This is a genomic window from Micromonospora okii (assembly GCF_020884795.1).
Taxonomy (GTDB): Bacteria; Actinomycetota; Actinomycetes; order Mycobacteriales; family Micromonosporaceae; genus Micromonospora; species Micromonospora okii.
Map to the genome: position 1 here is coordinate 94,563 of NZ_BBZF01000020.1, position 18,035 is coordinate 112,597.

The following is an 18,035-nucleotide window of genomic DNA, read 5'->3' on the forward strand; positions in this document are numbered from 1 at the left end:
GAACGCGCCTCAGCCGGCCGAGTGGGCGTAGCGGGCGGCCCGCTCGGCGAGCCACAGCCAGCGGCGCTGCACCTCGCCGCCGGTGGCCGCGACCATCGCGAGGGCGTCGCCGCGCACGGCGGTCAGGGCCGCCGCGTCGGTCGCCGGGTCGTCCAGCAGGGCCGCGCCGTCACGGAACGCCTCGGCCTCGGCCGAACCGCCGAACCGGGGGGCCACGTCGTCGCGCCAGAAGTCGGCCCAGGGCAGCTCCGGGTTCCAGGAGAACCGGGCGTACGCCAGGTAGCTGATCTCGTTGGTCGGGTGGTAGGCGGACGGCTCGGCGAAGATGGTCAGCCCGCGCATCCCGGCCGCGCCGGAGCGGGTGGCCATGTCGGCGTACATCTCGGGCACCCACGAGTGCCGCTGCCGGTTCCACTGCGACCCGGCGTGGGTGCGCAGCACGTTCGTCGTGTGCGGCAGCCGGCCGACGTGCTCGGCGGTGAGCCGGTCGCGCTGGTCGTACCAGAAGGCCCGGTTCACGCAGTACTGGTACGCCACGTCGTCGGGCAGGTCGGCCAGGGGCTTCTGGGCGTCGAGGTCGAAGATGTTGTCCCAGTAGACCTCGACGAGGTGGCGCAGCGGCACCCCGGCCGGGCCGGGGCGGCGGGCCGTCTCCAGCAGGGTCGGGTAGACCGAGCGCATCGCCTCGTACGACCAGGAGGTGCGCTCTCCCCCGGCGCGATCGGCGCAGCGGGCGCAGGCGCAGCTTCCGTAGTCGCCGGTCTCGAAGTTGATCCCGCCGACGGGCAGGGTGTCCAGCAGCCAGTCGATCGCGTCGCGGTGCCAGGCCAGGTTCTCCGGCCGGGAGGGGCAGGCGGCCATCATGTAGTCGCTGGCCGGGAAGTGCAGGTCGCCGAACTCGTCGATGTCGAAGCCGACCTTCTTCGGCAGCTCGGCGGCGAGGTCGGGGCGGTGGTGCAGCCAGGTGGCCAGGTTGTAGCGGTGCCGGCCGTCGAAGTAGATGCCGCCGTAGGCGTTGATCCCGACCCCGGCGATGATCCGCACGCCCCGGGCGTTGGCGTACTCGCACAGGTCGCGGGCGGCCTCGACACCGCCGTGGGCGTCGCGCAGCAGCCCGTACACGACGATCCCGCCGATGCGCTCCCGGCTGCAGAAGTCGACCAGCCGCCGGTAGTCCGCGCCGAACGCGTCGGCGGACTTGCCGTACGGGTTGAGCGCGCCGATCTCCTGCTGCCCGAGCTGCCGGGTGTCCCAGTTGGTCGAGTGGTCCCAGGTCCACAGGGTGCGCAGCGGCAGCCCGGGGGCGGCGGCGGACGCGCCGACCGGCAGGCCGGCGGGCGTGGCGCGGGCGAGAAGGTCGCGGGCGGCGTAGACCAGGCCGGCGAACGGGTCGCCGGTGAGCCGGACCTCGCCGGTCTCCGGCACGTCGACGCGGTGGCCGCCCTCGGGCAGCGCCGGGTCGACAACGAGGCGGACCGGCACGGCGTCCGGGCCGCCGTCGCCCCACGCCTCGCGCAGCAGCCCGGCGGCGTACGGGGCGTGCTCGGCGTCGAGCACCCGCACGCCGGAGACCTGGCGGTACGACGACATCATGTCCTCCCGAGGGTGTGAGGTGTGGCGGCGAGGTAGTCGACCACGTCGAGCGCGGTCCACACCCCGTGCCGCCAGTAGGGGTCCTGTTCGACGATGGCGCGGGCGGCGGTCGCGTCGGCGGCCCGCAGCACCAGCACGGAGGCGGTGAGGTCGGCGCGCGCCCCGGCGACCAGGGCGGTGCCGTCGGCGAGCAGGGCGCGCACGCGGGCCAGGTGGGCGGCCCGGTGGGGTTCGCGCCGGGTGGCGGCGTCGGCGGCGAAGGCGGCGGTGACCAGGTACGTGGGCTCGAACCGCAGCGACGCGCCCGGGTCGCCGGCCGGGCCGCTCACGCCCCGGCCCTCGGCTGCGGCGCGGCTTCCGGAGCTGGCTCGACTTCCGGACCCGGCTCGGCCTCCGGCTGCGGCTCGGCTTCCGAACCCGGCTCGGCTTCCGGACCCTCGGCTCCGATCGCGCCGAGCAGGCGGCGCATGGCGACCCGGTAGACGGCCTGCGGGCGGCCCGCGCCCGTGCTCACGTGCACGCCGACCTCCTCGGCGAAGCCGGCGGCGCGCAGGGCCTTGAGCAGCCGGCGGGCCGAGCGGGCCTCCACCCCGTACGCGTCGGCGAGACCCCGGGCGGTGACCTGGTCCGGGTCGATCTGGTGCAGGGCCTCCAGCAGCCGGCGGGTGGAGAGCGGCCCGATGCGCAGTTGCTCGGAGACCCGCAGCACGCCCGGGGCGGTTTCCCGCAGCCGGGGCCGCACGGCCGTCTCCCGGCTGGAGTAGACCTCCCCGTCGGGGAAGACCACGTGGGTGTCGCCGCTGTGCCGGCCCAGGGCGAGCGCCTTGCGGGCGTTGTCCTCGGCGGCGGCGATGGTGGTGCCCGCGCCGAAGCCCACGGCGTGCTCGACGTCGACCCCGCGCAGGGTGAGCAGGGAGGCGTGCCCGTCGCGGTGCCGGGCGATGGCGCTCTCCACGGTGCCCCGGGTCGTGGTGATCAGCATGGTCCGGTCGTCGACGGTGGCGAGCCGGCCGCGCATCCGCTCGGCGTGCTCCAGCAGCGCCTCGCGCACCCGCAGCCGCTGCCGCTCGGCCTGGTACGGGTCCTGCGCGCGGTGCGTGGGCGCGCCCAGATCGACCATCATCACGGCGATCTGGGTGGCCCGGGACTGGCGCACCTCGGCGGCGAGCCAGGCCCGGCGCAGCGCGTCGCGCACCGAGGCGCGGGTGTGCTCGACGCGCCACACCGGCACGCCGGCGTCGGCGAGGTCGCGGTGCACCGCGCCGAGGCAGGTCAGGCACGCCTCGACCGCCCCGGAGTCGTACCGTTCCCGGTGGTAGGCGGTGATCTCGTCGAGGCCGGAGAAGAGCAGCCCGGAGGAGTCGGCGATCGGCAGGATCTCCGTGGGCGGGGCCACCTCGATGTCGTGGTAGGTCTCCCGTACCGTCTCGGCCTCGATGGTGTCCACACTGACCCGGGGCAGCCTCCCGCCGGTGGCCAGCAGCATCCGCGACAGCGTCCGGTACAGGTCGATGCCGGCGTGCGGGACGTAGTCGATCTCCGCCCGGAGGTCCCCGGCGGCGCTGGCGAACGCGTACGGGATGCGGCCGGTGAAGAGCAGCACCGGGCACACCTCGTCCAGCTCCCGGGCCAGCTCGGGGGCCTGCTCCGGCCGGCTGTAGACGCGGGTGGTGACCGTGTCCGCGCGACCCTCGGCCTCCGCCACCTCCCGCACGAGCCGTATCGAGTCCTCCGGGCCGATGATCCCGATCACGATTGCTGCCTCCACGTAGTGCGCGCCGCTGGCCTGGTGGGTGGGTGCTCAGCCGGTGCAGACGGTGCCGGCGAGGCCGGCGCTGACCGGCGAGGCCAGCAGGACCAGCACCGAGGCGACGTCCTCGGGGCGGCCCAGCGCGGCCTCTATCGCGGCGACCCGCCCGCCGTCGGTGCCGTTGGCCCGCGCCTCGTCGAGCGACCGCCGCATCAGCGGCGTGTCGATATCCCCGGGGCAGAGCGCGTGCACGCGGATCCCCTGTGGACCGAGCTGTCGGGCCAGCGTCAACGACAGACCGTGCAACCCTCCCTTACTCGCGCCGTAGGGTACCGAGCCGGAGCCGCTCTGTACGCCCGCCTTCGACCCGACGAGCACGAGCACCCCGCCGTCGCCGAGCCGCCGGGCGGCGTGCTTGGCGACCAGGAACGGGCCGGTGAGGTTGACGGCGATGACCCGCTCCCACAGCTCCACGGGCACGTCGCGCACGTCCAGGCCCTGGCCGCGCATGACGCCCGCGACGTGCAGCACGGCGTCGATGCCGCCCAGCTCGTCGGCGGCGGCGTCGAACGCGGCGGCGACCTCGGCCTCTGCGGTGACGTCGACCCACTGCGCGCAGGCGCGTGCCCCGGCGGCGCGGGCGAGCGCGGCGGCGGCCCGGGCCCCGTCGGCGTCGGCGTCGAGCACGGCGACGTCCGCGCCGGCTGCGGCGGCGGCCCGCACGGTGGCCAGGCCGATGCCGGACGCGCCGCCGACGACCACCACCCGCCGGCCGGCCAGCAGGCCGGCCGGCGGGGTGTCGTGGCTCACGCCCGCACCGTCCGGCGCACGGCGTCGACCACGGTCGCCGCCTCCGGCACCACGACGGCCTGGAGGGCGGGGGCGGCGGGCATCGGCACGTCCGGGGCGGCGACCCGGGCGACCGGGGCGCGCAGGTCGGCGAAGCACTCGGCAGCGGCACGGGCGGCGATCTCCGCGCCGAAGCCACCGGTCAGGTTCGCCTCGTGGGCGACGACGAGGCGGCCGGTGCGGGCCACCGACGCGGCGACCGTGTCGAAGTCCAGCGGGTTGAGCCAGCGCAGGTCGACCACCTCGACGTCAACGCCGTCGGCGGCGAGGGTCTCGGCGGCGTCGAGGGCCGCCGAGACCATCCGGGACCAGGCGACGACGGTGACGTCGGCCCCCGGGCGGACGACCCGCGCCCCGCCGATCTCCTCCACGGGGGCGTCGGTGCGCACCGGGCCCCGGGTCGGGTAGAGCATCCGGGCCTCGGCGACCACCACCGGGTCGTCGCTGACCACGGCGGTGCGCAGCATCTGGTACGCGTCGTCCGGGGTGGCCGGCAGCGCGACCCGCAGGCCGGCGGTGTGCGCGAAGTACGCCTCCGGCGAGTGCGAGTGCTGGGCGCACGCCCCGGGCGAGTAGCCCTGCTGCATCCGGATCACCAGCGGGGCCTTCCAGCGGCCGGCGCTGGAGTAGTGGATGGTGGCGATCTGGTTGACGATCTGGTCCATCGCCACGAAGGAGAAGTCGGCGTACATGATCTCGGCGATCGGCCGCAGCCCGGTCATGGCCGCGCCGAGGGCCATGCCGAGGAAGCCGGTCTCGGAGATCGGGGTGTCGAAGATCCGGTCGGAGCCGAACCGCTTGTGCAGCCCCTTGGTGGCGCCGAACGGCCCGCCGGGCAGCGCGACGTCCTCGCCGAAGTAGACGGTGTCGGTGCGGCTGTCGAGCGCCCAGGTGAGCGCCGCGTTGACGGCCTGGATGTAGCGCAGCGACTCAGACATAGACGTGCTCCTTGGCGGTCGCCGGGTCCGGGTACGGCACGGCGCGGGCGGCGGTGACGGCGGCCTCGATCTCGGCGGCCACCTCGGCGTCGATCGCGTCGAGCCGGGCGGTCAGCTCGGCGTCGGCGGCGGCGCGGACGCGGGCCAGCGGCTCGCGCTGGCGGGCGGCGGCGATCTCACCGGCCGGGCGGTAGTGCTGCGCGTCGCCGCTGTAGTGGCCGACGAGGCGCTCGGTCATCGCCTCCACGATGGACGGGCCGGAGCCTTCGCGGGCCCGCTCCACGGCCTCGGCGACCGCCTCGTGCACGGCGGCGGGGTCGTTGCCGTCGACCACGCGGCCGGGCACGCCGTAGGCGGGGGCGCGCTCGGCGAGCTGCTTCACCCGCACCATGTCGGAGATGCGCGACATCTCGGAGTAGACGTTGTTCTCCACCACCAGCACCAGCGGCAGGTCGAGCACGGCGGCCATGTTGAGCGCCTCGTGCACGTTGCCCTGGTTCATCGCGCCGTCGCCGATGCTGACCACCGACACCGCCCCGCTGCCGGTGCGCTGCGCGGTGAGCGCCGCGCCGGTGGCGATGGGCACCCCGGCGCCCACGATGGAGTTCTCGCCGACGAACCAGCGCCCCGGGTCCGACAGGTACGGCGAGGCGGCGCGCCCGCCGCAGAGCGCCGAGTCGCGCCCCATCATCTCGGCGAAGAGGCCGGCGAGGTCGACGCCCCGGGCGACGGCCCAGCCGTGGCCCCGGTAGGTCGCGGTGACGAAGTCCCCGTCGCGCAGCGCCCGGCTCGCGCCGACCGGGATGGCCTCCTGGCCGTTGCACAGGTGGATCGAACCCGGGATCTCGCCGGCGTCCTTGAGGGCGGCTAGCCGCTCCTCGAACCGGCGGATCCGGGCCATGAGCCGATAGTCGTCCGGCAGCCCCATCACACCCCCAGAGATAATTGAGCCCTATTCCGGCTCGTTGGTTGTGGAGCCTAGACCAGCAGTCCAAGGCTATGGAAGAGTGCACAAGCAAGTTTGTGGCCGTTATTGGTCTCTAATTTGGGGAGCGGGCATGGAGATCGTCGGGGTGGAGTCGGTGGTGCGCGGCGACGCGCACTTCGTCGCGCTGCGCACGTCGGACGGGACGACCGGGGTCGGCCAGTCCGCCTGCTGGGGATACCCGACGGCGGTGCACGCCGTGGTGGAGACGTTCCGGCCGTACCTGCTCGGGGCCGACGCCGACCGCATCGAGCACCACTGGCACCACCTCTACCGGATGGGGCCGTTCCGCGGCTCGGTGCTCACCGCCGCCGTCTCCGCCGTCGACCTGGCCCTGTGGGACCTGCTCGGCAGGCGGCTCGGCGTGCCGGTGTGGCAGCTCCTCGGCGGGCGGGTCCGCGACCGCATCCGGCTGCACCTGCTGCTCGGGGGCACCGGGGCCGACGCCCTCGCCGCCCAGGCCGCCGCCGCCGTCGCCGACGGCTTCACCGCCGTGAAGTTCGACCCGCTGCCGGCGAACTACGGCGACCTGTCGCAGGCGCGCCTCGTCACCGAGACCGAGGCCACCACGGCGGCCGTGCGCGACACCGTCGGCCCCGACGTCGACCTGCTGATCGAACTGCACCGCAAGCTCACCCCGTTGCAGGCCGAGGCGGTCGTGCCCGCGCTCGCCCGGCACCACCCGCTGATGGTGGAGGACCCCATCCAGATCGACAGCGTCAGCAGCCAGGCCGAGGTGGCCCGGCGGGCGCTGGGCGTGCCGATGGCCAACGGGGAGCGGCTGCACACCATCTGGGAGTTCAAGGAGCTGCTGGCCCAGGGCGGCGCGCAGTACGTGCGGCCCGACATCGGGCTGGCCGGCGGGCTCAGCCACGGGCGCAAGATCGCCGCGCTGGCCGAGGCGCACCACGCCGCCGTGGTCACCCACAACTGCCTCGGCCCGCTGCTGACCATGGCCTCCGCGCACCTCGACGCGGCCATCCCGAACTTCGTCACCCAGGAGTACTCCCCCCTGGACGACCAGCTCGCCGACGGCCCCGCCCGCGCCTGCGTGCGCCGCGAGGGCGGGTTCCTGCCCGTGCCGCAGGCCCCCGGGCTGGGCGTCACCCTCGACCTGGCCGACCCCACCCCGCTGGACCTGACGGGCCGGCCGCTGACCCGCATCCCCCTGCGCGCCGACGGCTCCATCGCGTACGCGGTGTAAGGGCGGCGCAGGGGTCGTGCAGGCGGCCGGTCGCGGCAGCGGAGAAGGCACTTCGGGTACGCCTCGCGCGGTCGCGTCCCGGCGACGTCGGATCGCCGCGCGTCAGCCCTTGATCCGGCTCCATGTCGGCGACATTGCGCCTTCATTCGCCGCTGACCGCGCGACGTCGGCGACATGGAGGCCGGATCAGCAGTGGCCACCCGGAACGGTGGCACCGTCAGCGATCACGGTGGGTATCCGAAGCTGCCCCACCACCGACCCCAGGCGCCTCCTTTGCTCTGCACCCACATACGCAACAGGACGTTGACCAGGGACGACGATAGCGCCGCCAGCCGCAGCACGATGACCGAGCGTCACTGTTGCGTATCCGGGTGCAGAGCAAAGGCGGTGAGAAGGCGGGGTGGCAGGGCGGCGAAACTCGAGCCGAGGAACTGCGGTCGACGCGGCGAACGCGTCGGACGGCCCCGACCGGCCAACTGATCAGGCTCGCGCGCCCTCATGGATGGGCGGGTGACCGGAATGGTGGAAGACGCGGTGCGCCCACAGTGGCTCGCCGTCGGCGTCGGCGATCTCGGCGAACAGGTGGGCCAGCGACGCCGTCCAGCGGGCCTGCACGTCGGAGCAGCCGGTGACCGCCGCCGCGTGGGCGAAGCCCCACCGGGTGCGCAGCACGCAGATCAGCAGCAGGTCGCGCCGGTAGATGGCGTAGTCGTAGATGCCCGCCTCGTCGAGCAGGGCGGCCATCTCCGGCCACAGCTCGGCGTGGCGGCGCTCGTACTCGGCCTCCGCGCCGGGGCGCAGCCGGTACAGGTGACAGACCTGCTCCCCCGGCCCGGCGGTCGCGCTCACCGCGCGCCCCGCCGGGCCGGTCCCGCCGCTCGGCCCAGATCCGTCACTTGCCGGAGCCGGCGAGCGCGCCGGCGACGAGCTGCCGCTGGAAGACCAGGTAGATGACCAGCACCGGCAGCAGGGCGACGATCAGGCCGGCGCTGACCAGCGGCACCGACACGTCGTACTGGCCGCTGAGCAGGGAGACGCCGACCATGAGGGTCTTGCTGTCCGAGCCGCCCATGATGACCAGGGGCAGCAGCAGGTCGTTCCACATCCAGACGAAGTTGAAGATGGCCAGCGCGGCCAGGGCCGGGGTGGCGATCGGGGCGAGCAGCCGGAACAGGATGGTCAGGTGCCCCGCGCCGTCGACCCGGGCCGCCTCGATCAGCTCGTCGGGCACCTGCTGGAAGTACCCGGCGAGCTGGTACGTGCCCAGTGGCAGCCCGAACGCCGCGTACGCGAGGATCAGGCCCTGGTACTCCCCGGACATGCCCAGGTCCAGCACCGTCTGGTAGAGCGGGTAGATGATCGCCTGGCTCGGGATGGTCAGCGTCACGATGATCAGCAGGAAGACCACCTTCCCGCCCCGGAAGCGCAGCTTCGTCACCGCGTACGCGACGAGCAGCGCGGCGAGCACCGACAGCACCAGCCCGCCGAGCGTGGTGATCAGCGAGTTGAGCAGCAGCCGGGGCATGTCCATCCGGCGGAACGCCTCGAGGTAGTTGTCCAGGGTGATGCCGGCGGGCAGGCCCAGCGGGTCGTTGGCGAAGCCCGACTGCGTCTTCAGCGAGCTGACCACGGTGAACAGCAGCGGGTAGACGGCCGCGACGGCGACGACGACCAGCGCGAACGTCAGCAGGTAGCGCCCGATGCGGGCGGAGTGGCGCGCGTTCATCGCGGCTTGCGGGTCCCCTCTGTGAACATGTGCCGCACGCTGAAGATCGACAGCAGGGCGACGAAGACGAACAGGGCGATGCCGATGGCCGAGCCGTAGCCACGGTCCAGGAACTGGAAGGTGGTGAGGAAGACCAGGTACTCGGGGAGCATGGTGGCGTCACCCGGCCCGCCCTGGGTCAGCGCGTAGATCAGCGGGAACAGCCAGATGAGCACCCCGGAGGCGCAGAGCACGCTCCAGTACGCCACGGTGGGCCGCAGCATCGGCACGACCACCGACCACAGCCGCCGGAAGAAGCCGGCCCCGTCGAGGTACGCGGCCTCCAGGGTCTCCTCGGGGATGGTGGCCAGGCCGGCGAGGTACGTCATCACGCCGAGCCCGAAGAAGCTCCACAGGGCGACGGCGACCAGCGAGAACAACGCGCTGTTGCGGCCGTTGAGCCACTCGATCGCCAGCGGCTCCAGCCCGACGCCGCGCAGCAGGGCGTTGACGGGCCCGTCCGGGGAGAGGATCTGCCGGAACATGATGCCGACGACGATGGGCGCGATCGTGTACGGGACGAAGTAGACGGCCCGGAAGAACTTCCAGCCCGGGGCGCGCTGGTGGATGAGCAGCGCCAGCACCAGCGGGACCACGATCCACACCGGCAGGGTGGCCACCACCAGCAGGGCGTTGCGGAAGCTGGTGAGGACCATCGGGTCGTCGAACATCCGGGTGTAGTTGTCGGCACCGGCGAACTCGCTGCCGCCGAACCCGCTGGACGACTCGAAGCTGGTGATCACGCCCCGGACCAGGGGCACCACCTTGAACAGCAGGGCCAGGACGAGCGCGGGCAGCACCAGCGCGGCGCCGAGCCACCACTCCCGGGCGTGCGCCGGCCGGCGCGGCGGGCGGGCCGGCGCGGTCGGGGCGTCGGCGGCCGCCGGCTCCGCCACCGGCGCGGTGGAGATCGTCATCAGGGTTCCTCCCCCGGGCTGGCCGGGCGGGGCGACGTCGGATCGCCCCGCCCGGGGTGGCTACTTGGTCTGCTTCTTCGTGGGGCTGCGCTCCAGCGCCTGCTGCATCTGGTCGGCCCACTTGTCGACGGTGAGCTGGCCGAGGGTGACCTGCTGCCAGCCGCGGGCCAGGGCGTCGGCCTCGGGGCCGGAGAGCATCACCCCGGCGTGCAGGGTGGGGGCGGCCACGAACTCCTGGATCTTCAGGAAGGCCGGCGACGAGGGCAGCAGCGCCTTGTCGACGTTCTTGTTCAGCGGCTGGCCCTTGGCGTGCTTGACCCACAGCTCGCCGTTCTCCTTGCCGGCGAGCCAGGTGATGAACTCCAGGCCGGCTTCCTTCTTCTTGCTCCACTGGGTGACGCCGTAGACGGCGCCCTCGATGCCGGAGAACTTCTGCGCCAGCGGGGCGGCCGGGTCGATCGCCGGCCACCGGGTGACGCCGAGTTTGTCGTCGCCGAGGGCCTTGCCGAACGCCTCCCAGTTCACCGCGTCGGAGATGATGGTGCCGGCGAACGCGGCGTCACCGCGCTGGAAGATGTCCGCGCCGTCGGGGAGCATCGTGATCGACGGGGCGTTCTTGTTGGTCCAGCCCTTCGTGGTGATCTCGGCGAGCTTCTCCAGCACGGCGACGAGCTTCGGGTCCTTCCAGGACAGCTTGCCGGCGAGCAGGGCGCGCACGTCCTCCTCGGTGAGGTAGTTGCGGGCGATCTCCGGGAAGTCCCAGTACGCCGGGAAGGTGCCGGACAGCCCGAGCGCCAGGCAGGTCTTGCCGGACTTCTTCACCGCCTCGCAGGCCGCGCCGAACTCGTCCCACGTCGCCGGGGGCTTCTCCGGGTCCAGCCCGGCGGCGGTGAGGACGGCCTTGTTGTAGTAGAGGACGTTGCCCTGGTAGGAGAAGGGCACGCCGTAGCAGGGCTTGCTCGTGTCGAAGCCCTCGCACGCCCCGCTGTAGGTGACCAGGTCCTTGTTGATCTCGGCGGCCTTGGCGCCCAGCGGCACGTACGCGTTGCGCCGGTCGAACAGCTCCAGCCCGGCGTTGTTGGCCATCACGTCCGGCCCGGACTGCGAGGTGATGTAGGGGCCCTGCACCTCGGGGTACTTGTCGAACGGGACGGACTGCATCTCCAGCTTGATGTCCGGGTGACCGGCCTCGAAGGTGGTCTTGACCTGCTTCCAGTACTCGGTGCCGCCCGGCTCCCAGGTCAGCACCTTCAGGGTGACCGGGCCGTCGGCGGTGGCGTCGTCGCCCCCGCATCCGGTCAGCAGCGCGGCTGTCGCCACGCCGGCGGCGAGGACGCCGGCCAATCTCCGTCGAAACATCGGAAAGCTCCTGTCACAAGTGGGGGCTCGGGGGGATCCGGCGGGTCACGCCGCCGGCGGTGGCGCTGTCGACCACGGCCTCGGCGACCCGGACGACGTGCAGGCCGTCGGCGAGCGGGACGACCGCCGTGGGCGCGGCACCGCCGATCCGGTCGAGGAAGTGCCGCAGCTCGGCGGCGAGGGCTCCCCCGCCGTCGACCGGGGAGAGGAGCCAGTCCGGCGCCTCGGTGGGCTCGCCCTGGACGAGCAGCGTGGGATGGCCGAGGTCGACGTGCGCGACCCCGTCGGTGCCGTACACCTCGACCAGGTCCGAGGTGTGGTTCGGGGTGTGCTCGGGCAGCAGGTAGCTGTTGCGGATCGACGACACGACGTCGTTGGCGTGCCGCAGCTCCGCCCACACCAGGACCGGCGTCGCCGATCCGGGTCGGGTCCGGGCCGCCGCGCGGACCTCGACCACGGGCGCTCCGGCGTACCAGAGGGCCAGGTCGATGTCGTGCACGGCGGTGAGCAGCGCGGGGTGCTCGCGCAGGAAGAGCCGGCTGAGGGTGCGGGGCCGGTCGCGGCGCGACGACACGGCGAGCACGTCGCCGAGCCGGCCGGCGCGGACCGCGTCGTGCAGGGCCCGGTGCGGGGCGCTGTAGCGCAGGATGTGCCCCGGCTGGCAGAGCACGCCGGTGCGCGCGGCGGCGTCGACGATGGCGGCGGCGTCGGTCACCGTGGCGGCGAGCGGCTTCTCCACCAGCACGGGCACCCCGGCGGCGAGCAGGTCGACGGCGACCGCCCGGTGCGCCGGGCCGGGCACGCAGACCGAGGCGGCGTCCGGCGGGCCGGCGGCGAGCAGGTCGGCCACGGAGGCGTACGCCTGCGGCACGTCGTGCTCGGCGGCGACCCGCGCCCGGGTCGCGGCGTCCGGCTCGACGAGGGCGCGCACCGGCACCCCGAGCGACCGGTACGCGGCCAGGTGCCGCACGCCGAACGCTCCCGCGCCGATCACGGCGACCGCCGGGCCGCTCACGCCCCCACCGCCCCGGCGGCGGCGCGCTCCCCGGGTGCGGTGTCGTCCGCCCCGGCGGGGGTGGCCTGGTCCGCCCCGGCCTGATCCGTTCCGGCGGGGGTGGCCGGCGCGCCCGGCTCGGCGAGGCGGCCGGCGAGGACGGCGCGGGTCAGGCGCTCCAGGGCGGCGACCCCCACGCCGACGCACCGCTCGTCGACGTCGAACGCGCCGGAGTGCAGCGGCGCGCCCCCGCGCTCGCCGGTCACCCCGAGCTTGACGTACAGGCTGGGGCCGAGCGCGCCGAGCAGAGCGAAGTCGTCGGTGGTCAGCGGCGGCTCGGTCAGGTCGGCGACGTCGACCAGCCCGGGCAGCTCGGCGTGGGCGAGGGCCACCAGCGACGCGGCGTTGCGCACCGGGGGCATCTCGTTGGCCCAGGTGAAGCGCAGGCCCAGGTCGAGCGCGGCGGCCTGCTGGCGGGCGATGCGCTCGACGACCTCCTTGAGCCGGCCCCGGACGGCCTCGTCGTGGGTACGCAGCGTGCCGGTGGCCTCCGCGCGCTCGGCGACCTGGCTCTGGCTGGCCCCGCCGGCGATCGTGCCGATGTTGAAGGCGACCAGCTCGTGGGGGTTGCGGGAGCGGGCCACCCCGGCGTGCAGCAGGTTGACGATGCCGGAGAGGCCGAGGATGGCGTCGCGGCCCAGGGCCGGGGTGGCGGCGTGCGCGGCCCGGCCGAGCACCTCGACGCGGAAGGCGTCCTTGGCCGCCATCGCGGTCTCGCGGTCCACGCCGACGGTGCCGGCCGGCAGGTCGGGCCAGCAGTGCAGGCCGAGGACGGCGTCGAAGCGCCGGCCGCGCAGGGCAGCGTCGGCCAGTGCGGCGGCGGCGCCGGAGGCCTCGCCGAACGGGATCTCCTCGGCCGGCTGGAACAGCAGGGTCACCGAGCCGCGCGCGGGCGGGTCGGCGACGATCCGGGCGGCGACGCCGGCCACGACGGCCATGTGCACGTCGTGCCCGCAGGCGTGACAGACCCCCGGGTTGCCCGACGCCCAGGGCACCTCCTTGACGTCCTGGACCGGATAGGCGTCCATATCGGCCCGAAGCAGAACCGAAGGGCCCGGGGCACGTCCCTCGATCTCGACTACGAGGCCCGTGTCGGCGACTCCGGTGTGGACGCGGGCGATCGGGGCGAGCCGCTCGGCGAGGAGGGCTGCGGTCCGTCGCTCCGTGAACCGCAGCTCGGGGTGCCGGTGGAGCTGTCGTCGCAGCCGAACCAGATCGTCAACGTCATCGTGCGCCAGCACCACGCGGTCCACCCCTCGCCTGCGCCCGGTAATCCGGACCTAATTGAGACAAGAACCTAAAGGAGGGGTCCTCCCACGTCAATGGCCTGTTCGGAATCGGTTAGGGTCCGCCCATGCCACGCGCCGACGCACACCTGCACCTGTTCGCCGGGGGGTACCCGGGCCGCTACGGAAGGTCCCCGGCCGGGGGCGACGAACTCGCCGTCTACCGGACGTTGCGCCGCGAACACGGCATCGACCGGGCGCTCGTGGTCGGCTACGAGGGCGGGCCGGAGTTCGCCGGCAACAACGCGCACCTGGCCCGGCTCGCCGCCGCGCACGACTGGATCGCGCCGCTGGCGTACGTCGCGGCCGGCGGCACCGACCCGGACGGCCTCGACCGGCTCTGGGCGGCGGGGTTCGCGGGCATCGCGGCGTACCTGCCGGACCCCGCCTCGGCCGACGCGTTCGCCGGGTGGGCCGCCACCGCCGCCGGGGCGCTCAACGACGCCTCGGCCGTGGTCAGCCTCAACGCCCCGCCCGAGGCCGCCGACCGGCTCGGCCGCGCGCTCGCCGCCCTCGACGGGTGCGCCGTGCTGGTCAGCCACCTCGGCCTGCCCGGCCGGCACGCCACCGCACCGACGCCGACGGCCGCCGCCGCCCGGCTCGCGCCGCTGACCGAGCTGGCCCGGCTGCCCCACGTCGGGGTCAAGGTCTCCGGCCTGTACGCCGTCAGCGACCCCGCCGAGGCGTACCCGCACGACGCCGCCCGGCCGTACGTCGCGCTGTTGCTGGACCGCTTCGGCGCGCGGCGGCTGTACTGGGGATCGGACTTCTCCCCCAGCCTGGACCACGTCTCGTTCGCCCAGACCCTGCACCCGGTCGGGCTCGACGGGCTCTCCCCCGCCGAGGCGGCCGACGTGTACGGCGGCAACCTCCGCCGCGCCCTCGACCGCCGCTGACCCCGGCACGCGCCGGCCGGGAGGCGCGGCAGCAGGGAGGCAGCGGGGAGCGGGCGCGGGGCGGGCGGGCGCGCCCCGCGCCCGGGGGTCACGCCTGCGGTGCGGTCTCCCGGCGCAGCTTCGACGAGCCGGCCCCGACGGACCACCCGGCCACCCACCGGCCGGCGCTGCCCGGCCTGGTCCGGTCGGCCAGGTGGTACCAGTCCATCCGGCACCGCTGCCGGGTCACCTCCAGCACGCCGTAGCCGTGGCCGTCCAGCTCCGCCCAGCGCACGTGGGGGTTGGCCGCGCGCACCAGCGACGCCCCCAGGACGCTGAGCCCGTTCCCCTCGGGCTGGCCAAGGACGTCGTTGATGTTGTCGCTGGTCACCGACGGCACGACGAACTCGGCGGCGACCGGGGCCAGCGGGCCGGTCGCCCGGGTGGTCACCTCGTTGGCCCAGGAGGTGTGGATGTCGCCGGTCAGGAAGACCACGTCACGGGTGCCGGCGGCGCGCAGGTGGTCGACCAGCTCGTTGCGGTCGGCGTTGTAGCCGTCCCACTGGTCGGGGTTGAGCGCCGCGCCGTTCTCGGGGATGCCGAGCAGCTCGCCGAGCGGGCCGAGCAGCCAGGCCGGGAGCGTGGCGAGGTCGAGGCGGGCGATCATCACCGGGTTGCCGACCAGTTTCCACCGGGCCGTCGAGGCGGCCAAGCCGCCCTTGAGCCAGGCCATCTGGGCGTCCCCGGTGATCGTGCGCGCCGGGTCGTCGACGGCCGCGCCCGACGCCTGCTTCGAGCGGTACGTCCGCAGGTCGAGCATGGAGAGCTCGGCCAGGTTGCCGAAGCGCAGCCGGCGGTAGATGGCGCCGTCGGCGCCCACGCGCACCGGCATCCACTCGGCGTACGCCCGCCGGGCGGCGGCCACCCGGTCGGCGTACGCGCCCTCGGTGCCCGGGGTGTGGTTCTCCGCCCCGTCGGCCCACTGGTCGTTGGCCACCTCGTGGTCGTCCCAGGTGATCACCCAGGGCACGGAGGCGTGCAGCGCCTGGAGGTCCGGGTCGGTCTTGTAGAGCGCGTGCCGGATCCGGTAGTCGGCGAGGGTCAGCACCTCGTGGGCCGGGCGCACCGGGCGCACCACCGTGCCGCCGGCGTCGTACTCGCCGGTGCCGTACTCGTAGAGGTAGTCGCCGAGGTGCACGACCAGGTTGAGGTCGCCCCGGTCGGCGAGGTTGCGGTAGGCCGCGAAGTAGCCCGCCTCCCAGTTCGCGCAGGAGACCACCCCGAGGCGGAGCCGGTCGATGTCGGCGTCGGCCGGTGGGGCGGTCATCGTGCGCCCGGTCGGCGACCACGCGCCCGCGTACCCGAACCGGTACCACCAGGTGGTGGCGGGGGCCAGGCCGGTGACCGCCACCTTGACGGTGTGGTCGCGGGCCGGCCCGGTGGTCAGCGTGCCCTGCGCGGCCAGGGCCGAGAAGTCGGGGTCGGCGGCGACCTGCCAGGTCACCTCCGCCTCGGGGCCGACGCCGGAGCCCGGCTGCGCCTCCTCGGTCGGGGTCACCCGGGTCCAGAGCAGGACGCCGTCGGGCAGCGGGTCGCCGGAGGCCACACCGTGCCGGAACGCCCCGCCGGCCGCGCGGACGGGGGCCGGGCCGGAGAGGGTGGCGCCGGCGAGCACGGCCGTGCCGGCGGACGCGCCGGCCATCCGCAGGACGGTACGACGGTCGATGGTGTTCGTCATGGCTCATGTATCTACCGCCATCGTCGTCTCCGCGCTGCCCCGTGCCGGCGGGTTCGCCGAACCGCCACCGGGCGTCCACCGCCCGCTCGCCGTGGCACGCCCGCGCCGCCCGGCCGGACGGGGATAGGGTCGGCAGCCATGCGGACGAAGCAGGAGCTGGGCGCGGCCATCCGACAGCGACGGCGGGCGGCGCTGGTGGTCAACGCCCGCTCGCGCCGGGGTCGCCGGCTCTACGAGCACGCCCGGAACCGGCTGGCGGAGGCCGGCTTCGACCTGCTCGGCTGCTATCCCGCCGACCGGCCGGGCGAGCTGGAACGCGCCCTGGCCGACGCGCTCGCGCTCGGGCCGGACCTGCTCGTGGCGGGCGGCGGCGACGGCACCCAGAGCGCCGCCGCGCGGCTGCTCGCCCACCGCGACGTGGCGCTGGGCCTGCTGCCGCTGGGCACCACGAACAACTTCGCCCGCACCCTCGGCCTCCCGCTGCACCTCGACGCCGCCGTGGCGGTCCTCGCCGAGGGCAAGGTGATCGACGTGGACCTGGGGCTGGCCGGGGACGTGCCATTCGCCAACCACGTGGGCGTGGGCCTGTCGGCCGACATCATGCTGCGCACGCCGCCGGCGCTCAAGCGGGTCACCGGGCGGCTCGCGTACCCGGTCACGGCCCTGGCGCTGCTGGCCCGGCACCGGGCGCTGCGGGCCACCGTCCGCGCCGGGGACGAGACCCACGAGTTCCACACCCACCAGCTCTACGTGGCCAACGGCGGTTTCCACGCCGGCCGGCCCATCACCGCCGACACCGACGCCGACGACCGGCTGCTGGTGGCGTACCCGGTCGGGGGGCCGACCCGGCGCGGGCTGCTCCGGGACACGGCCCGCAACGCCGCCACCGGGGCGCGGCGCACCCTGGCCGAGACGCCGTTCCTGGCGGTGGGCGAGCTGTGGCTGACCACCGACCGGCCGGCGCGCGTCGAGGTCGACGGCGAGCTGTGCGGGCGGACCCCGATCCGCATCGGGCTGGCCGCGAACGCGCTGCGGGTGATGGCCCACGCCGACAGCCCGGACCGCTGACGGGCGACCGCCCCGGCCTGGGGCCGGGGCGGTCGGGGGAGCTGCCGTCAGTGCTGAGGGCCGGGGCGGTCAGCGGCTGCCGTCAGCGCTGGGCGACCGCAGCCGGCCAGCTGCCGGAGAAGACCTCGGCGCCGGTCGTGCCGCGGGCCGCGAAGCCGAACAGCGAGTCGACCCGGGCGGCCTCGGCGGCGGTCGGGTACGGGTTGGTGCAGGAGGTGCCGGCGCTGCCGCCGGACATCAGGATGCCGCAGTTGCCGTTGTAGTTGTCCGGAAGGCCGAGGATGTGCCCCAGCTCGTGGGTCATGATCCGCAGCGGGCTGTACTGCTGGGCCTGGTAGTAGTCGATGACCACGCGGCCGTTGCCGAGGCTGGTCCGCTGGGCGTACGAGCCGCCGCCGTAGGTGTAGGAGATGATGATGTTCGACCCGCACTGGGCCATGTTGATGTTGTTGGTGTAGTTGTTCCAGATGGTGGCGGCCTGACCGGCGTAGGTGGCGAAGGGGCCGGCCTGGCTGGCGTTGTAACAGACGTTGCGCACGGCGGCGGAGGCGGGCGCGGCGGACACGACGCCCAGGCCGAGGCTGGCCATCGTGACGGCGGCGAGGGTGGCGAAGGCCCGGGACAGGTTGGACAGACGCATGGGTCACGCTCCAC

At 74.4% G+C, this 18,035-nt stretch carries 17 protein-coding genes; 3 read left to right on the forward strand and 14 right to left on the reverse strand.

Annotation, left to right across the window (positions count from 1 at the left end; translation table 11 throughout):
* Positions 1 to 9: 9 nt before the first annotated feature.
* Genes LPU43_RS18985 through LPU43_RS19010 form a run of 6 tightly spaced genes read right to left on the reverse strand, consistent with a single transcriptional unit; the run spans position 10 to position 6,031 of the window.
* Positions 10 to 1,590 carry a hypothetical protein gene (locus tag LPU43_RS18985; protein ID WP_229401809.1) on the reverse strand — a complete coding sequence of 527 codons (1,581 nt, stop codon included), beginning with the start codon at positions 1,588 to 1,590 and terminating at the stop codon, positions 10 to 12.
* Positions 1,590 to 1,922, reverse strand: coding sequence for a YciI family protein (locus LPU43_RS18990; RefSeq protein ID WP_229401810.1), 333 nt, complete (start codon positions 1,920 to 1,922; stop codon positions 1,590 to 1,592). Before LPU43_RS18990 ends, LPU43_RS18985 begins: the two co-directional genes overlap by 1 nt.
* The gene (locus LPU43_RS18995; protein WP_229401811.1) at positions 1,919 to 3,346 is read right to left on the reverse strand and encodes a hypothetical protein; all 1,428 of its coding nucleotides are present in this window, start codon (positions 3,344 to 3,346) and stop codon (positions 1,919 to 1,921) included. The genes LPU43_RS18990 and LPU43_RS18995 overlap by 4 nt, the downstream gene beginning before the upstream one ends.
* A gap of 48 nt (positions 3,347 to 3,394) precedes the next feature.
* Complete coding sequence (locus LPU43_RS19000) at positions 3,395 to 4,153, reverse strand: SDR family NAD(P)-dependent oxidoreductase (RefSeq protein ID WP_229401812.1); 759 nt, start codon at positions 4,151 to 4,153, stop codon at positions 3,395 to 3,397.
* Entirely contained in the window at positions 4,150 to 5,130 is a 981-nt protein-coding gene (locus LPU43_RS19005) for an alpha-ketoacid dehydrogenase subunit beta (RefSeq protein ID WP_229401813.1), read from the reverse strand. Before LPU43_RS19005 ends, LPU43_RS19000 begins: the two co-directional genes overlap by 4 nt.
* Complete coding sequence (locus LPU43_RS19010; protein WP_229401814.1) at positions 5,123 to 6,031, reverse strand: thiamine pyrophosphate-dependent dehydrogenase E1 component subunit alpha; 909 nt, start codon at positions 6,029 to 6,031, stop codon at positions 5,123 to 5,125. Before LPU43_RS19010 ends, LPU43_RS19005 begins: the two co-directional genes overlap by 8 nt.
* Before the next feature lie 157 nt (positions 6,032 to 6,188).
* Between LPU43_RS19010 and LPU43_RS19015 the strand changes: the two genes are divergently transcribed.
* The gene (locus LPU43_RS19015; RefSeq protein ID WP_229401815.1) at positions 6,189 to 7,319 is read left to right on the forward strand and encodes a mandelate racemase/muconate lactonizing enzyme family protein; all 1,131 of its coding nucleotides are present in this window, start codon (positions 6,189 to 6,191) and stop codon (positions 7,317 to 7,319) included.
* A gap of 480 nt (positions 7,320 to 7,799) precedes the next feature.
* Here LPU43_RS19015 and LPU43_RS19020 read toward each other — a convergent pair whose 3' ends face one another.
* From LPU43_RS19020 to LPU43_RS19045, 6 genes are read right to left on the reverse strand one after another with little or no spacing between them, the layout of a single operon-like run.
* Positions 7,800 to 8,168: an L-rhamnose mutarotase gene (locus tag LPU43_RS19020; RefSeq protein ID WP_229401816.1), complete on the reverse strand. Its 369-nt coding sequence runs from the start codon at positions 8,166 to 8,168 to the stop codon at positions 7,800 to 7,802.
* A 43-nt stretch (positions 8,169 to 8,211) separates the two neighbouring features.
* Positions 8,212 to 9,045, reverse strand: coding sequence for a carbohydrate ABC transporter permease (locus LPU43_RS19025; RefSeq protein ID WP_229401817.1), 834 nt, complete (start codon positions 9,043 to 9,045; stop codon positions 8,212 to 8,214).
* On the reverse strand, positions 9,042 to 10,001 hold the full coding sequence (locus tag LPU43_RS19030) for a carbohydrate ABC transporter permease (protein WP_229401818.1): 960 nt from the start codon (positions 9,999 to 10,001) through the stop codon (positions 9,042 to 9,044). Before LPU43_RS19030 ends, LPU43_RS19025 begins: the two co-directional genes overlap by 4 nt.
* 60 nt (positions 10,002 to 10,061) lie before the next feature.
* Positions 10,062 to 11,360, reverse strand: a complete 1,299-nt coding sequence (locus LPU43_RS19035; protein WP_229401819.1) for an ABC transporter substrate-binding protein — start codon at positions 11,358 to 11,360, stop codon at positions 10,062 to 10,064.
* Between the two features lie 13 nt (positions 11,361 to 11,373).
* Positions 11,374 to 12,375, reverse strand: a complete 1,002-nt coding sequence (locus LPU43_RS19040) for a Gfo/Idh/MocA family protein (RefSeq protein ID WP_229401820.1) — start codon at positions 12,373 to 12,375, stop codon at positions 11,374 to 11,376.
* Complete coding sequence (locus LPU43_RS19045; RefSeq protein ID WP_306416153.1) at positions 12,372 to 13,667, reverse strand: M20 metallopeptidase family protein; 1,296 nt, start codon at positions 13,665 to 13,667, stop codon at positions 12,372 to 12,374. The genes LPU43_RS19040 and LPU43_RS19045 overlap by 4 nt, the downstream gene beginning before the upstream one ends.
* Before the next feature lie 101 nt (positions 13,668 to 13,768).
* Here LPU43_RS19045 and LPU43_RS19050 point away from each other — a divergent pair, with 101 nt between their 5' ends.
* The gene (locus LPU43_RS19050; protein ID WP_229401821.1) at positions 13,769 to 14,596 is read left to right on the forward strand and encodes an amidohydrolase family protein; all 828 of its coding nucleotides are present in this window, start codon (positions 13,769 to 13,771) and stop codon (positions 14,594 to 14,596) included.
* Positions 14,597 to 14,684: 88 nt separating this feature from the next.
* On the opposite strand, the gene LPU43_RS19055 is transcribed toward LPU43_RS19050, so the two are convergent.
* Complete coding sequence (locus LPU43_RS19055; protein ID WP_229401822.1) at positions 14,685 to 16,313, reverse strand: alkaline phosphatase D family protein; 1,629 nt, start codon at positions 16,311 to 16,313, stop codon at positions 14,685 to 14,687.
* 138 nt (positions 16,314 to 16,451) lie between these two features.
* Between LPU43_RS19055 and LPU43_RS19060 the strand changes: the two genes are divergently transcribed.
* Positions 16,452 to 17,381: a diacylglycerol/lipid kinase family protein gene (locus LPU43_RS19060; RefSeq protein WP_229401823.1), complete on the forward strand. Its 930-nt coding sequence runs from the start codon at positions 16,452 to 16,454 to the stop codon at positions 17,379 to 17,381.
* An 82-nt stretch (positions 17,382 to 17,463) separates the two neighbouring features.
* Here LPU43_RS19060 and LPU43_RS19065 read toward each other — a convergent pair whose 3' ends face one another.
* Positions 17,464 to 18,021 (reverse strand): snapalysin family zinc-dependent metalloprotease, encoded by a 558-nt coding sequence (locus tag LPU43_RS19065; RefSeq protein WP_229401824.1) that lies wholly within the window; start codon positions 18,019 to 18,021, stop codon positions 17,464 to 17,466.
* Between the last annotated feature and the right edge of the window lie 14 nt (positions 18,022 to 18,035).

Excerpts from the sequence above, each read along its gene's own strand:
- LPU43_RS18985 (WP_229401809.1), bottom strand. The coding sequence starts at position 1,590 with ATGTCGTCGTACCGCCAGGTCTCCGGCGTGCGGGTGCTCGACGCCGAG.
- LPU43_RS19005 (WP_229401813.1), bottom strand. The coding sequence starts at position 5,130 with ATGTCTGAGTCGCTGCGCTACATCCAGGCCGTCAACGCGGCGCTCACC.
- LPU43_RS19010 (WP_229401814.1), bottom strand. The coding sequence starts at position 6,031 with ATGGCCCGGATCCGCCGGTTCGAGGAGCGGCTAGCCGCCCTCAAGGAC.
- LPU43_RS19015 (WP_229401815.1), top strand. The coding sequence starts at position 6,189 with ATGGAGATCGTCGGGGTGGAGTCGGTGGTGCGCGGCGACGCGCACTTC.
- LPU43_RS19025 (WP_229401817.1), bottom strand. The coding sequence starts at position 9,045 with ATGAACGCGCGCCACTCCGCCCGCATCGGGCGCTACCTGCTGACGTTC.
- LPU43_RS19030 (WP_229401818.1), bottom strand. The coding sequence starts at position 10,001 with ATGACGATCTCCACCGCGCCGGTGGCGGAGCCGGCGGCCGCCGACGCC.
- LPU43_RS19035 (WP_229401819.1), bottom strand. The coding sequence starts at position 11,360 with ATGTTTCGACGGAGATTGGCCGGCGTCCTCGCCGCCGGCGTGGCGACA.
- LPU43_RS19050 (WP_229401821.1), top strand. The coding sequence starts at position 13,769 with ATGCCACGCGCCGACGCACACCTGCACCTGTTCGCCGGGGGGTACCCG.
- LPU43_RS19055 (WP_229401822.1), bottom strand. The coding sequence starts at position 16,313 with ATGACGAACACCATCGACCGTCGTACCGTCCTGCGGATGGCCGGCGCG.
- LPU43_RS19060 (WP_229401823.1), top strand. The coding sequence starts at position 16,452 with ATGCGGACGAAGCAGGAGCTGGGCGCGGCCATCCGACAGCGACGGCGG.
- LPU43_RS19065 (WP_229401824.1), bottom strand. The coding sequence starts at position 18,021 with ATGCGTCTGTCCAACCTGTCCCGGGCCTTCGCCACCCTCGCCGCCGTC.